A 14,345-nucleotide genomic window follows, 5' to 3' on the forward strand; every position below is an offset into this window, starting at 1 on the left:
CGAATGCGGCCGGAAGGCAGAGGTTCTCGGCGGGTGGGCCATCGCGCCCTCGTGGGCGCCCTGGTCAGTCTCATTTCGTTCGGCGCCTTTACTTCCTGCAAAGACGCCGGATTCCAAAAGGATTTCTGGCCGAAATTCTTGAAACGGGACGGACAGGCGGAACGGCCCTCGTACCTCCCCAAGTCGGAGGCTCGGGCGGAATCGCCGTCCTCGGGGTCCGCAGCGGCTCTGACACTCCCCGATTTTGTGAAGCTGGCCGAAGCACTCGATCCCTGCGTGGTCAATATCAGCAGCACCACGACTGCCAAAGGCGGTCGGAAGCAGTTCCGGTTTCAGGTCCCCGAAAACGATCCGTTCCACGATTTCATGGAGCGCTATTTCAACATGCCGGACATGCCGCCTGAACAACAGAAATCCCAATCGCTCGGCAGCGGGATCATCATCAGCGAGGAGGGATACATCCTGACCAACAATCACGTGGTCGATGGCGCCGACAAGATCCGCGTGCGGCGAAGTGACAATGAGAAGGAAGTGGAGGCGATGGTCAAAGGAACGGACCCCAAGACGGACATCGCGCTTCTCAAGATCGAGGGGAACGGGTATTCGGTTTGTCCGCTCGGGGACTCCACCGGCATGAAAGTGGGCGAATGGGTGATGGCGATCGGCAATCCGTTCGGATTCAGCCATACCGTCACGGTGGGTGTCGTGAGCGCCTTGGGTCGCCACAATCTGGATCTGTCGGGATCGGCGCCCACCTATCAGAACTTCATCCAGACCGACGCGGCGATCAATCCAGGAAATTCCGGCGGTCCGCTGATCAACACACACGGCGAAGTCGTCGGATTGAACACCGCCATTTACACCCGGTCGGGCGGAAGCATGGGCATTGGTTTCGCCATCCCCATCAACATGGCCAAGCAGGTCATTCCCCAGCTTCGAGAGAAAGGGAAGGTGGTTCGGGCGTGGCTGGGGGTTCTCATCCAGCGCGTGACTCCCGAAATCGCGGAGAGCCTTGGGTTGGACAGGCCCGAGGGCGCGCTCGTGTCCAAGGTGATGGACGGCAGTCCCGCCGCGAAGGCGGGAATCCAGCGTCAGGATGTCATCGTCGAGTTTGAGCACGATCGAATCAAGGAGTGGAACGAGCTCCCCAACCGAGTGGCGATGATGGAGGTGGGCAAGAGCGTGTCCGTGCGGGTCGTGCGGAACAAGCGCGAGAAGGATTTCCAGGTGAAATTGGCGGAATTGCCGGATGCCGCACCGGTGGCGGCCCCCGAGGAGGGGAAACCCGAATCGATGCTCGGCCTTCAGGTCGAGCAAATTACGCCCGAGAGCGCTCAGGAGTATGGGTTGGAAGCCGAAGAATCGGGAGTCGGCGTGTTGGAGGTGGAACCGGGCAGTGTGGCCGACGAGGCAGGCCTGCGAAAAGGCGACGTGATTGTGGAGGTCGGCCGTCGAGACATCAAGACCGTGTCCGACCTCAAGCGCGCATTCGATGAGGCCCAGAAATCGGGCAAACCCGCTTTGGTCCTGGTTCGACGCGGAGAGGCTACGCTCTATCTGACGCTGGAGGCCAGGAAGAAGAAATAGTCCGACGCGGGCGACCATGCGTTTTGAGAAACTGACGCTCAAGTCGCAGGAGGCCTTGGCTTCGGCGCGCGAGGTTGCCGAGAGGCACGACCACCAGGAGATCGACGTCGAGCACCTCCTCGACGCGCTCATCGCTCAGAAGGAAGGACTCGTTCTCCCCGTCCTCCGCCAACTCGAAATCGATCCCGACGCCATCCTGGGCGACCTCGAGGGGCATCTCCGAGGGCGGCCGAAAGTGAAAGGCGCCGGCGCGGAGACCTTCATTTCCCAGCGGATGGGGCAGGTTCTCAACGGCGCTCAGCGCGAGGCGGAAAGACTGAAAGATGAGTTCGTCTCCACCGAGCACCTCCTCATCGCCATCGCGGAGGATGCGGGATTCGCGGGCGACCTGCTGCGCCGCCGCCGGGCGAACAAGGAAGTCATCTACCAGGCCCTCACGAAGCTTCGGGGCTCCCAGCGAGTGACGGATGCGAGTCCCGAGGAGAAATATGCGCCTTTGGAGCGCTACGCGCGGGACCTGACCATGGCGGCGGGTCGTGGCAAACTCGATCCCGTCATCGGCCGGGACGAGGAAATTCGCCGGGTCATTCAGGTCTTGTCGCGGCGGACGAAGAACAATCCCGTGCTGATCGGGGAGCCGGGGGTCGGCAAGACCGCCATCGTGGAGGGACTGGCGCAGCGGATCGTGTCAGGCGACGTACCTGAGAGTCTTCGCGACAAGCGCATCCTCGCCCTTGACCTCGGGGCGTTGGTGGCCGGCGCGAAATACAGAGGCGAATTCGAGGATCGTCTGAAGGCGTTGCTGAAAGCGATCGAGGAGGCCTCGGGGAAGATCGTTCTCTTCATCGACGAGCTGCACACGCTGGTCGGCGCAGGGGCGGCCGAAGGGGCGATCGACGCTTCCAACATGCTGAAGCCCATGCTGGCCCGCGGGGAATTGCACTGCATCGGTGCCACGACACTCGATGAATATCGAAAGCATGTCGAGAAGGATGCGGCGCTTGAGCGACGGTTTCAGCCGGTTCACGTGGGCGAGCCGGGCGTGGACGATACGATAGGCATCCTTCGGGGGCTGAAGGAAAAGTATGAAATCCACCACGGCGTCAAGATCACGGACGCGGCGTTGGTGGCTGCGGCCCAACTCTCCCATCGATACATCGCCGACCGTTTTCTCCCCGACAAGGCGATCGACTTGATCGATGAAGCGGCCAGCCGACTCAAGATGGAAATCGACAGCATGCCCACGGAGATCGACGAACTTCAACGGAAGATCAATCAGTGGGAGGTCGAACGCCAGGCCCTCAAGAGGGACAAGGATGCGGATGCGAAAGGGAAGCTCTCCCGGATCGAGAAGGAACTCCAAAAGGCTCAGAAGGAGGTGGGCCGTCTCAAGAAGCACTGGGAGGAGGAAAAAAGGTTCATCTCGGAGATCCGCGGGGCGAAGGAGAAGATGGAGTCCCTCAAAACCGATGCGCAGAAAGCGGAACGGGAAGGGGATTGGAATAAAGCCGCTGAAATCCGGTACGGCCGGCTCACCGAACTTGCCAAGCAACTTGAAACCTCAACGCAGAAACTCACCGAGCTCCAAAAGAGCGGCCGCATGCTGAAGGAGGAGGTGGACCCGGAGGACGTTTCACAGGTTATTGCCAAATGGACGGGGATACCGGTGACCCGGCTGATGGAGACTGAGAAAGAGAAGTTGCTCCGCATGGAGGATCGACTCCGGGAGAGGGTGGTGGGGCAGGATGAGGCACTGGGTGCGGTGGCGGCCTCGATCCGGCGGGCGCGCGCCGGTTTGAAGGACCCGAATCGTCCCATCGGTTCGTTCCTGTTTCTAGGACCGACGGGCGTGGGGAAAACAGAGACCGCCCGCGCACTGGCCGAATTCCTGTTCGACTCCGAGCAGGCCATGGTGCGGCTGGACATGTCCGAGTACATGGAGAAACACACCGTGGCAAGACTCATCGGCGCTCCGCCCGGCTACGTGGGCTACGAGGAGGGAGGCCAACTCACCGAGGCCGTTCGCCGCCGGCCCTACTCCGTGATCCTTCTGGATGAGATTGAGAAGGCGCATGCGGACGTGTTCAATGTCCTTCTTCAAGTGCTGGACGACGGGAGGTTGACCGACGGCCAGGGCCGCACGGTCGATTTCCGGAACGCCGTCGTCATCATGACCTCCAATATCGCCAGCCAGGAGATCGCTGATCTTCACGGTCGGGATCAGGAGTTGCGGAATGCCGTGCAGGTTGCCTTGAAAAACCATTTCCGTCCGGAGTTCCTCAACAGGGTGGATGACGTCGTCACCTATCACGGTCTTGAGCGAAAGGACCTTGAGCGGATCGTCGACATCCAGTTGAGGTCGTTGGGACGGGTGCTCCGACCGAAGGCGATAACAATTGAGTTGACACCCAGTGGGCGCGAACTTATCATGGCCCGAGGCTATGAACCCGCCTACGGAGCACGTCCTTTGAAGCGGGCCATTCAGAAGTGGCTCATGGATCCTTTGGCCGCCGGGCTCATCTCCGGCGAAATCGAGGAGGGATCGGTGGTTCAGGTGGATGCCGATTCCCGACGGGAACGGCTTGTCTTCTCTGCGAAGAAGAAAGGTCGCGGGGGATCTAAACCGGGGGTCGAGGAGTAATCACCATGGTCAGCCCTGAAGCCCTCGGCCGGATTCCCATCTTCAACAACCTCACCCGCGAGCATCTGACCCTGCTCGCCCCGAGCATCAAGGAGCAGGAATTCAAGAAAGGCCGGATCATCGTTCACCAGGATGAAAAGGGATCGATCTTTTTCGTCATGGAGTCCGGCCTGGCGAAAGTCACGATGACCGGCAAGGAGGGGAAGGAGATCACGCTCTCGTACATCAAGCCGGGAGAATTCTTCGGCGAGATGGCCCTCTTGGACGGCCGGCCGCGGTCGGCCAGCGTAGTTGCCGTTGAAGACTCGGTGGTCATGGTTCTCACCCGGGACGAATTCCTGGGCTATGTCCGGCAGAATCCCGAAATCGGGATCAAGATGCTCGAAGTGCTGAGCGAACGGATCCGGTATGCCGACCAGAAGATCGGCCTCCTGACGCTTGCGGACGTGCAGTCAAAATTGGTTCACTACTTCATTCATTTGGCGAGCCGGTTGGGAGTCCCCACCGTGGATGGGATCCTGATCGAGAACCGCCCCACACATGAAGCGATGGCGGCTGAATTGGGAACGACTCGCGAGACCATCACCCGCGTGCTGGGGGATTTGAAGCGGAACGGCTACCTCAAGATCTCCCGCAAGACACTCCTCCTCTCCAACCGCCTCTTCATCAAGAAGTGATCCGCCGCAGGCGCCGTCATCCTGAGCTGGGCGAAGGATCTCAGACTACCCCTGCGGACCGCCCTCCAAGAGTTTCTTCAGGTTTGCCAACCCTTCATCGAAATCCTTCGCGATCATTCTCGGCATGAGAAGCGCGAAATACTTTCCAATCGGATTCTTCCCCACGTCGCCTTCATCCCGCCAAGTCACGGTTGTTCCTTCTCCTCCGGGGGTGAGCGTGAAGGAGCCTTTCATCCGATATTTTCCCTCTGAAATATCGAGGTCATAAACGACCTTCTGGGGCGGAACGGATTCCGTGAGCGTCATCGTTCCTTTTCCCATTTTCGGACTGTCCCACCGGGTGGCGGCGCCGACACCCTCCTCGGGTCCCTCGTAGGACATCGTCATCTGCGGGTCTTTTCCTTCCCAGGGCGACCACGCCTTCCAATTCTTGAAACTGTTGAGGTGGACGAAAATCGCCTCCGGCGGTGCCTTGATGACCGAGCTCCGTTCGACGCTCCACTGAGATGGAAGGAAGAAAGAGACGACGAAAAGGATGGCGACCAGCACGATGATACCCGTTGCGATTCGACGAACGGCATTCATATGGACCTCCCATAAGCTTATTCGAACGGCACTTTGGACCTTTTCCGCAGACCGTCAGTCCGCGATGGGGGCCAATTGCCCGTTTTGGACATTCTTGACACAGCGCGGGAGGGTGTCAACTGAGAATTCGGATAAATTCCCCAACCATTCCGAGATCCTGAAACAAGTTCAGCTGACCTTCTCCCTTTGTTTGGTCCGGTTCGGTGAGCCCATTCGTCCAGCGCCTGGCTGATGAACTCCGGACCGTTGTCGGAAACGATGAAACGGGGTAGAGGTCGGGAGTGGGCGATTTCATCGAGAACGCGGGCGACCCGGTGCCGCCGATCGAGAAATCGACCTCGATCCGGGGGCACTCCCGCGTGAAGTCATCGCCCCGCGTCAGCATCTTGACCCGCTTGTGCGTAGTGAGCACGTCGGCCACGAAGTCCATAGGCTGCCTCAGACGTTTGGCCTCCGACACCGTCATCCCCTTATACTTCTTGCGCCAGGAATAAAAGGACCACCCCAGGTCGGAGTGATGAGCGAAACTCCTAACTCTCTGAAATCACCGTGCCAGGGGACGGAATCGAACCGCCGACGCACGCCTTTTCAGGGCGTCGCTCTACCATCTGAGCTACCCCGGCACCGCAGTAATTCCCGCAACTTAGCCTATTTCTCTCGCTGTGGCCGACTCCGGCACGGAGTAATTGCGGAGTACTTCGCGCACCAGTTATACCTGACCGGGGGGCCTTTTCAAGACCCTTCCGTCACGAATTATCAGTGGCATCAGCCCGGTGTGTATGACTCGAAGTGGCAAATCGATTTGACTTCCCCGTCGCACCAAGCGGTCATTGGCGGCATGAAGCGCGAGGTCGAGAACTCAGAAGCGAAACTGCCGGAGCGGGTTCGATTCGTAGCTTTCACCGACCCCCACGTTTCGGTGGAGTCTGCCCCGAAGATCGTGGTGCCGGCTCGGGAGCGCAAGGACGAATCCCTCGTCTGCGCCGGCGACTTCAGCCAAGAACTCAACAACTGGGATCCCCGCGCCAGGGTACAGGGCAAATTCCGCGACTCAATCTCCACCCAGGGACCCCGGCGAGTCATCCACCATTGCCGAGTGCGATCAGGTGGGGGTGCTCAGCCGCGGGGAACTCGTAAAGAACATGACGGGCGAGGAGTTCCGTCGCCAACTCCCGGATGGCCGGGAAAATCGGCTTTCCATGCCGACCCCGGGCGCGTAGAATACGCGTCCTCCCCATGAACATCATCGTTGCCGGACTGGGCGAGGTGGGATTCCACCTCGTGAGGCGGTTGTACAAGCAGGGGCACAATATCAGCGCGGTGGACGCCGATGAGGAAAAGACCCGCCGCGTAACCGCCGAGATGGACGTTAAGATCGTCCGCGGCCATGCCGCGAGCGCAAAGACGCTCCAACAGGCGGGATGCGCCCAGGCGGATCTTCTCCTCGCGGTCACGGACCACGATGAAGTCAACCTGGTCACCTGCTTCCATGGGAAGCATCTGGGTGCGAAAAAGAGCGTGGCGAGGGTCAAACGCATGGACCGCCTTCTCTCACGCCGAAATACCTATCGGGAAGAAATGGGCATCGATCTCTTGGTCAGCCCGTCGGGACTGACGGTGACCGAAATTCTCAAAATCATCCGCGACCCGGCGGCGGTCGCCGTGGAAAATTTCGCCGAGGGAAAGATCACGGTCCGTCGTTTCAAACTTCCGGAGGATTCGGCGTGGGCCTCCCGGAGGCTGCAGGACATTCAGGAGTTCCGGGACACCATCGTGGCCCTGGTGACCCGGAGCGGGAAGAGTTTCGTCCCGACCGGAACGGATACGTTGAAGGCCGCGGACTACGCCTGCATCGTATCCACCCCGGCCCGGATGCAGGAGCTTGAGAAAGAAGTGGGCTTCAAGAATGGCGGCCCGAACCGGGTGATGATCGTCGGGGGGGGGACGATCGGGGTGGGACTGGCCATGGGGCTGGAGGCCCTCGATGCGCGCGTCAAACTGATCGACAACCAGAAATCCCAGTGCGAAAAAGTTCTGGAGCGGGTCAAGCGCACGGAGGTGATTCACGGGGACGGCCTGGACCTCAGTCTGCTGAAAGAGGAAAACGTCGGATCCATGAATGTATTCGTGGCCTCTACGTCCAAGGATGAGACGAACCTCATGGCGTCCCTTCTCGCGAAACAATATGGCGTGCCCCGGGTGGTGGCCATCCTCCAATCGGTGGACAATGCTGTCATGGGTGAGAAACTGGGAATCGATTGTGCCTTCACACCCGCCGTTCTGGCGGCCGACCGCCTGTATCAATACATCATGCGCGCCCAGGTCCATGGGGTGACGTCCATCGCGGAAGGGGAGGCGGAAGTCCTCGAAATGCAGGTTCCGCCCCGATCCCCGGCCACGCATCATCCGCTCTCGAAGGTGAATTTCCCGAAGGGAAGTCTCGTGGGGGCGGTCATCCGTCACGGCGACGTAATCCTGCCCGGCGGGAGCACCCAGCTTGCCGAGGGAGATACGGTCATTCTTTTTGCCCTCACCGATGTCGCCGAGAAGGCCGAAAAGCTGATCCACGGGTAGCCCCCGCTCTGTAGCTTGACCCCATGAATATTTGGGCGGTAAGCCACCATATCGGAATTCTCCTGGTGGGATTCTGTGTGTTGCCGGCCGCAGGGTTCATTTTCGCGCTTGCGAAAGGTGAGCCGACGGTCGCCCGCGCGTTCGCGCTGACCGGCGCGCTCTCGGCGGGGATCGGCGGGCTTTTGTATCTGCTCTCGCGCCGCCCGGCGGGAAATGAGCCTCTTCGCCGGCGGGAGGCGCTCGCCCTGGTGCCGCTGGCATGGCTGGCAGGCTCCCTCCTCGCCGCGGTGCCTTTCGTGGCCTCCGGGCACACGGGATGGGTGGATGCAATCTTCGAAACGGTGAGCGGATTCACCACCACCGGGGCGAGCATTTTCCGCGATGTGGAAATCCTGCCCTCCGGCATCCTTCTCTGGCGGGCGTTGCTCCAATGGGTCGGGGGCATCGGGATCGTCGTCTTGTTCGTCGCGGTTTTTCCCGGCCTGGGTGTCGGCGGGAAGCATATGTTTCTTGCGGAGGCTCCCGGACCCGAGCAGGAAGGGTTCCTTCCGCGCATTCGTTCAACGGCGATACGTGTGGGGTGGGTCTACCTGGCCATCAGCGTACTCGGGGTGTTCGGCCTCTGGATGGCCGGAATGGGCGTGTTCGATGCGATCTGTCACATGATGGCCACACTCTCGACCGGCGGATACTCGACGCGGAACGCCAGTATCGGCGGGTTCCCAGGACCGTGGATTCCCTGGGTCACCATCCTGATCATGGCAGCCGGGGGAACCAACCTGGGTCTCTTCTATCGTATGGCCACTGGCGCCAAGCGGGTCTTCGCCGGCAATTCTGAGTTCAAATGGTACTTGGGAATCCTTATCACGGCCTCTCTTCTTCTCGCGGGCGACAACTGGCTCAAGGGGCACAACGACGGATTTGGGAGCGCACTGACGGACGGAGTCTTCACCGCCGTGTCCATCCAGACCACATCCGGATTCGCCACAAGCGACTTCCACCTCTGGTCCTCCTTCGGGAAGTGCATTCTCCTGGTGCTCATGTTCATCGGGGCCTGCTCCGGTTCGACGGGCGGCGGGTTCAAGGTGCTGCGCTTGGCCGTGGTGGTCAAGGCCGCATTTCATGAAACCCTCCGCTCCCTGAATCCCAACAAGGTGACTCTCGTCAAGATTGATGACCACGGCATCAGCCCCGAAATCCGTGAGGCCGTCCTTGGGGTGCTTGTTTTCTACCTTGGCACAGTCGCGCTGTCGATGCTCCTGGTCTCGGCGGCCGGCCTCGACCTGGAATCTGCCATCAGCGGCACGTTCGCCACGGTCGGAAATGTGGGCCCGGGTTTCGCCGTGATCGGACCTGCGTCAAACTATGCCGACGTGCCGGTGGCGGCCAAGCTGGTCTTTATTGTGGACATGCTGCTGGGTCGATTGGAATTCTATCCCCTGCTGGTTCTTTTCCACCCGGCGCTCTGGAGGAAATGACCTGCCGGCGGCAGGCGAGTCATTCTGAGCGCAGCGAAGGATCGCGTATCATTTGGTCAACGGAGTGCGACGGGAGTAGAATCGCCCGCATGTCGGATTCAGGCTGCTACCAATGCGGAGAAGCGCTCGACCCGGATCGCACGGGCCGGCTTGAGACATGCGGCAAATGCCACGCCCACGTCCGGGTCTGCTACAACTGCCGATTCTACGGCCGTGCGGCGGCGAACGAATGCGCGGAACCGGCGGCCGAGCCGGTACACCGGAAGGACAAGCCCAACAACTGTGATTTCTTCAGGCTCAGCGGGGGGAAAGCGTCTTCCGGAATATCCGAGGCCGCGGCCCGGGAACAGTTGAAGAACCTCTTTAAGAACTTCTGATCCCTGAACCATGGCGACGAAAGTAGACTACAAGTCCACGCTCAACCTCCCGAAAACGGAATTCCCGATGAAGGCGAATCTCCGCGAGCGGGAGCCCGTGATGCTCAAGGAGTGGGACGGCAACCGGATCTATGAAAAGGCCGTCGCGGCGGGGGAGGGGAAGCCGCGTTTTGTCCTTCACGACGGGCCGCCCTACGCCAACGGCCACATCCACATGGGTCACGCCCTCAACAAAATCCTGAAGGACATCGTGGTGAAGAGCAAGCTCCTGTCGGGTTTTCAGGCCCCCTACGTGCCCGGTTGGGACTGCCACGGACTACCTATCGAGCTTCAGGTTGAGCAGGAACTCGGTGAAGCCGCCAAGAAGAACCGGTCGGAGTTTGTACGTCAATGCAGGGAATACGCCCGGAAGTTCATCGAGATCCAGAAGGATGAATTCCGAAGATTGGGGGTATTCGGCGCATGGGAACGGCTCTACCAAACGATGGACCCTAAGTACGAAGCGCAGATCATCCGGGAATTCGCCGTCCTCGTGGAAAAGGGTTTCGTATCGCAACATTTGAAACCGGTCTATTGGTGCATTTCATGCCGGACGGCTCTAGCCGATGCCGAGGTGGAATACGCGGACAAGACATCTTCGTCCATCTTCGTGAAGTTTCCCATGGTTTCTTCTCCTGAACCTGAAAGGCTGGGTCTGAGTGGGGGTGCCTATGCCATTGTGTGGACGACGACCCCATGGACGCTTCCGGCCAACGTGGCGTTGTGCTTCCATCCTGACAAGGACTACTCCAGCGTCGCTGTGGGTGGAGAGGCATGGATCATCGCGACGGACCGTACTGCTTCATTGCAAACCACGCTGGGGGTCAAGGATTGGGATGCCGTTGCTGGAACCATTGAGAAGTTCCGAGGGAGTGAGTTGATGGGTACTTCATTCCGGACTCCCTTGCGGGATGAGAATGTGCCGATTGTGTTTGACGATTCAGTGAGCATGGAGGAGGGGACGGGCATAGTTCATATTGCACCGGGTCACGGAGAGGAGGACTACCGAATCGGCCGGAAACCGGAAAATCGGCTGCCGATCCTGTCTCCCGTCAACGAAGCCGGAATATTTACTGCTGACGCCGGTGAATTCGCCGGGAAGCAGGTCTTCAAGGCGAATGGTGACATCGTGGAGCGATTGAAATCAAAAGGCCTCCTGGTCCATGGCGGAAGCATCACGCATTCCTATCCGCACTGCTGGCGATGCCACCAGCCCGTGATCTTCCGGGCCAGCAAGCAGTGGTTCATGAGTCTTGAGCAGGACGGTCTCAGGGAGAAAGCCGGTTCGTGGATTCATGGAAAAGTGAAATGGATTCCTTCCTGGGGGGAGGATCGAATCGGAAACATGGTCAAGACGCGGCCGGACTGGTGTCTTTCGCGGCAACGCCTTTGGGGTGTGCCCATCGTGGCCTTGGTCTGCCCTGAGTGTCCGGGCTACTACCTCGATGCCGATTTCGCTCGAAAAGTGGCGAGCGAGGTCGAGCAACATGGACTGGAAATTTGGTTTGATCGCCCCGTAGAGCACTGGTTCGGCGGGCCGAAGGTATGCGAGGTATGCCGGAAGGGTCACCTCCGCAAGGTGGACGACATTCTGGACGTGTGGGTCGATTCCGGCCTCAGCTACGCGGCGGTGCTCGAAAAGCGCAAGGAATTGGCGTTTCCGGCCGATCTCTACCTCGAAGGGAGCGATCAACATCGCGGGTGGTTCCACAGCGCACTTCTCCTATCGCTCGCCACGCGCGGGAAGGAGCCTTACAAGAGCGTGCTCACCCACGGATTCGTGGTGGACGGCGAAGGGAAGAAAATGAGCAAGTCGGCGGGCAATGTGATGGCGCCGCAGAAAATCATCGACCGATACGGAGCGGAGATCATCCGGCTGTGGGTGGCCTCGGAGGACTACTCGGAAGATATCCGTTTGTCTGAGGAAATCCTGAGCCGACTCGCGGACGCGTATCGACGCATCCGGAACACCTGCCGGTTCATGCTGGGCAATCTGTACGATTTCTCGCCGGATGGGCCGGGAGTGAAAGAGAGCGACCTGACGGAGCTGGATCGCTGGGCGCTCCATCGGACGGCGGAATTGTCGGCGCAGCTCCGGGAAGCCTACGCATCCTACTCGTTCCATACCGTCTACCACGCCCTCCACAACTTCTGCGTTGTGGATTTGTCGGCGATCTACCTCGATGTGCTCAAGGATCGCCTTTATTCCGACGCCCCGACGGGACGCGTCCGGCGATCCGCACAACGGGCGCTCTTCGAAATCGTGCGGTCGCTTTCCCGGCAGATGGCGCCCGTGCTCTCATTCCTCGCGGATGAAGTATGGCGGCACCTCCCGGCGTGGAGCGGCAAGCCGGAAAGCGTTTTTCTCTCGGGGGCCGACGATCCTGTTGTGGCCTACCGCGACGATTCACTGGGGCGACGCTGGGAGAACCTGATCGCTCTGCGAAAGGAGGTCATGAAGGCCTTGGAGGCGAAACGGGCCGCCAAGGTGATCGGGAGCGCCCAGGAAGCGCAGCTTCGTTTGTGCCTCCCCGGTCAACCGGCGCTCGATCCCTCACACGCCTCGGAATCGTTTCTCGCTTCCCTTTTCATCGTGAGCGGGGTTACATTGGAGACCGAAATGGGGCCGGGGCCGGACGTGTTTGAGGGAACCGAGTCCTTCAAGGGCGTCAAGGTGCGGGTGGATCGCGCGACGGGGCAGAAATGCGTTCGTTGCTGGCGGTGGACCGAAGATGTCCGTGCCTCATCCGGCCTGTGCGGTCGATGTGAAATAGTTCTCCAGGAGCGAGGAGGTTCCATTGGGAATTGAAAAACGCAGACATCCGCGGGTGGACGTGGATTGGCCCGTCACCTACAGCGTTGAGGCGCAATTCGTCGAGAAGATCACCAACATCAGCGCGGGCGGGGCCTACATCCAGTCCCATCGGCCGTTGTGGGCCGATACGGTGATCCACATGGCGTTCACGCTTCCGGGGCAGTCCACGCCCATCCCGGTGAAAGCCAAGGTGATGTGGGTGGTGGAGACTTCCATCGATGACAACGGGGACATCGTGCCCGGCGGCATCGGCGTGCAGTTCCTTGAAGTCCTCGAAAAAGACCGGAAGGCGATCGAGGACTTCGTGGAAAAGTCGGACAACAAGAGCTAGTCGAGCATGCGTCTCCGCCCATTGGGGGTTGTCATCGCGCTCGCAGCAAGCGTGTTCGCATGCGATCAGGTGACGAAGAAGTCGGTTCAGCGGAACATGGAGCACCTGTCGGCCACTCCCGTGGTTTCATGCTGTCTGAATCTCACCCACGTCCACAATCGGGGAGGGGCCTTTGGGATGTTCTCGGAGACTCGCACCCGATGGGGTCGCCTGGCGTTCACCGCATCCTCCTTTCTCGCGCTCGGCTTCCTGCTCTACCTGCTCGCCGTGGCCCCCGCTGAGGCTCGGTTCCAGCGCGTTGCGCTCTCGATCATCCTTGGGGGAGCGGTGGGAAACCTCTACGATCGGATGGTACAGGGGTTTGTGGTGGATTTTGTCGATGCCCATTGGCGCCACTACCATTGGCCGGCCTTCAACGTGGCCGACATGGCCATTACCGTGGGAATCCTGGCCATCCTGGGTGAAATGGTGCTGCAGAAGAGAAGCCCGAAGGCGGCGGGTTGAAGCTGAAGGGAAAAGTTGCGCTGGTTACCGGTGCAAGCCGGGGGATCGGCCGAGCCATCGCCGAGGCGTACCTGCGTGAGGGCGCCGAAGTTTTTGCGTGCGCTCGCGGAGAATTGGACCTGACCTCCGCGGTGCGGGAGATGAGTCGAGAGGGAACGATTCGCTCGCGGGCGGCGGATGTAAGTCAACCGGACCAAGTGGGACGATTACTGGAAGAGGTGAGCCGTGCGGCGGGTCGATTGGACGTGGTGGTCAACAATGCGGGGGCGGCCGGCGTTCGAGTGCCCATCGAACGGTATCCTGCGGACGTTTGGGAAGAGGTGGTCCGGGTGAATGTGATGTCGGTGTTTCTGGTGTCGCGTGAAGCCCTGCCGTTGATGCGGAAATCCGGGGGGGGGTCGATCATCAATGTGAGCTCTGGCGTGGGGCGCAAAGGCAAGGCGCTCTGGGGAGCCTATGCCGTATCCAAATTCGCAGTCGAAGGGTTTACGCAGACGCTGGCCGAAGAGATAAAACCCGACGGCATCCGGGTCAACTCCGTCAATCCCGGCGCCACCCGTACCCGAATGCGCGCCCAGTCCTATCCGAACGAGGACCCCATGACCCTCCCCACGCCGGAATCGTTGGCGCCGATGTTCGTCTATCTCGCGTCCGACGACAGCCGGGAGACGGGCCAGTACTTCGAGGCGCGCGAGTGGCTGCTCACACACGGCCCTTCGGCCCACGCCGCCTGATGG

General features: G+C 60.3%; 14 protein-coding genes and 1 tRNA gene. 10 read left to right on the forward strand and 5 right to left on the reverse strand.

All coding sequences use genetic code 11. From position 1 onward, the window contains the following. Positions 1 to 3 precede the first annotated feature (3 nt). From HYT87_11050 to HYT87_11060, 3 genes are read left to right on the forward strand one after another with little or no spacing between them, the layout of a single operon-like run. A complete protein-coding gene (locus HYT87_11050; protein MBI2060297.1) occupies positions 4 to 1,587 on the forward strand; it encodes a DegQ family serine endoprotease in 1,584 nt (527 codons plus the stop codon). A 16-nt stretch (positions 1,588 to 1,603) separates the two neighbouring features. Continuing rightward, positions 1,604 to 4,228: an ATP-dependent chaperone ClpB gene (gene clpB, locus HYT87_11055; protein MBI2060298.1), complete on the forward strand. Its 2,625-nt coding sequence runs from the start codon at positions 1,604 to 1,606 to the stop codon at positions 4,226 to 4,228. Positions 4,229 to 4,233: 5 nt separating this feature from the next. Beyond that, positions 4,234 to 4,905: a Crp/Fnr family transcriptional regulator gene (locus HYT87_11060; protein MBI2060299.1), complete on the forward strand. Its 672-nt coding sequence runs from the start codon at positions 4,234 to 4,236 to the stop codon at positions 4,903 to 4,905. A gap of 45 nt (positions 4,906 to 4,950) precedes the next feature. Here HYT87_11060 and HYT87_11065 read toward each other — a convergent pair whose 3' ends face one another. From HYT87_11065 to HYT87_11085, 5 genes are all read right to left on the reverse strand, one after another. Then, positions 4,951 to 5,490, reverse strand: coding sequence for an SRPBCC family protein (locus tag HYT87_11065; protein MBI2060300.1), 540 nt, complete (start codon positions 5,488 to 5,490; stop codon positions 4,951 to 4,953). 115 nt (positions 5,491 to 5,605) lie between these two features. Next, a complete protein-coding gene (locus HYT87_11070) occupies positions 5,606 to 5,956 on the reverse strand; it encodes a hypothetical protein (GenBank protein ID MBI2060301.1) in 351 nt (116 codons plus the stop codon). Between the two features lie 84 nt (positions 5,957 to 6,040). Further along, positions 6,041 to 6,113, reverse strand: a tRNA-Phe gene (locus tag HYT87_11075). Positions 6,114 to 6,349: 236 nt separating this feature from the next. Then, positions 6,350 to 6,490 carry a hypothetical protein gene (locus HYT87_11080; protein ID MBI2060302.1) on the reverse strand — a complete coding sequence of 47 codons (141 nt, stop codon included), beginning with the start codon at positions 6,488 to 6,490 and terminating at the stop codon, positions 6,350 to 6,352. 79 nt (positions 6,491 to 6,569) lie between these two features. Continuing rightward, positions 6,570 to 6,728: a hypothetical protein gene (locus HYT87_11085; protein ID MBI2060303.1), complete on the reverse strand. Its 159-nt coding sequence runs from the start codon at positions 6,726 to 6,728 to the stop codon at positions 6,570 to 6,572. Between HYT87_11085 and trkA the strand changes: the two genes are divergently transcribed. The 7 genes from trkA (at position 6,727) to HYT87_11120 (ending at position 14,342) form a co-directional block, all read left to right on the forward strand. Continuing rightward, the gene (gene trkA / locus HYT87_11090; protein MBI2060304.1) at positions 6,727 to 8,064 is read left to right on the forward strand and encodes a Trk system potassium transporter TrkA; all 1,338 of its coding nucleotides are present in this window, start codon (positions 6,727 to 6,729) and stop codon (positions 8,062 to 8,064) included. The two genes, HYT87_11085 and trkA, sit on opposite strands and share 2 nt — an antisense overlap. 23 nt (positions 8,065 to 8,087) lie before the next feature. Beyond that, positions 8,088 to 9,542 (forward strand): TrkH family potassium uptake protein, encoded by a 1,455-nt coding sequence (locus HYT87_11095; protein MBI2060305.1) that lies wholly within the window; start codon positions 8,088 to 8,090, stop codon positions 9,540 to 9,542. Positions 9,543 to 9,631: 89 nt separating this feature from the next. After that, positions 9,632 to 9,919, forward strand: a complete 288-nt coding sequence (locus HYT87_11100; protein MBI2060306.1) for a hypothetical protein — start codon at positions 9,632 to 9,634, stop codon at positions 9,917 to 9,919. 10 nt (positions 9,920 to 9,929) lie between these two features. Next, positions 9,930 to 12,767 carry an isoleucine--tRNA ligase gene (gene ileS, locus HYT87_11105; GenBank protein MBI2060307.1) on the forward strand — a complete coding sequence of 946 codons (2,838 nt, stop codon included), beginning with the start codon at positions 9,930 to 9,932 and terminating at the stop codon, positions 12,765 to 12,767. After that, a complete protein-coding gene (locus tag HYT87_11110; protein ID MBI2060308.1) occupies positions 12,757 to 13,104 on the forward strand; it encodes a PilZ domain-containing protein in 348 nt (115 codons plus the stop codon). The genes ileS and HYT87_11110 overlap by 11 nt, the downstream gene beginning before the upstream one ends. Positions 13,105 to 13,110: 6 nt before the next feature. After that, positions 13,111 to 13,608 (forward strand): signal peptidase II, encoded by a 498-nt coding sequence (gene lspA / locus HYT87_11115; protein MBI2060309.1) that lies wholly within the window; start codon positions 13,111 to 13,113, stop codon positions 13,606 to 13,608. After that, positions 13,605 to 14,342: an SDR family NAD(P)-dependent oxidoreductase gene (locus HYT87_11120; protein ID MBI2060310.1), complete on the forward strand. Its 738-nt coding sequence runs from the start codon at positions 13,605 to 13,607 to the stop codon at positions 14,340 to 14,342. Before lspA ends, HYT87_11120 begins: the two co-directional genes overlap by 4 nt. Positions 14,343 to 14,345: the final 3 nt, after the last annotated feature.

The sequence above is a fragment of the Nitrospirota bacterium genome, assembly GCA_016180645.1.
Taxonomy (GTDB): domain Bacteria; phylum JACPQY01; class JACPQY01; order JACPQY01; family JACPQY01; genus JACPAV01.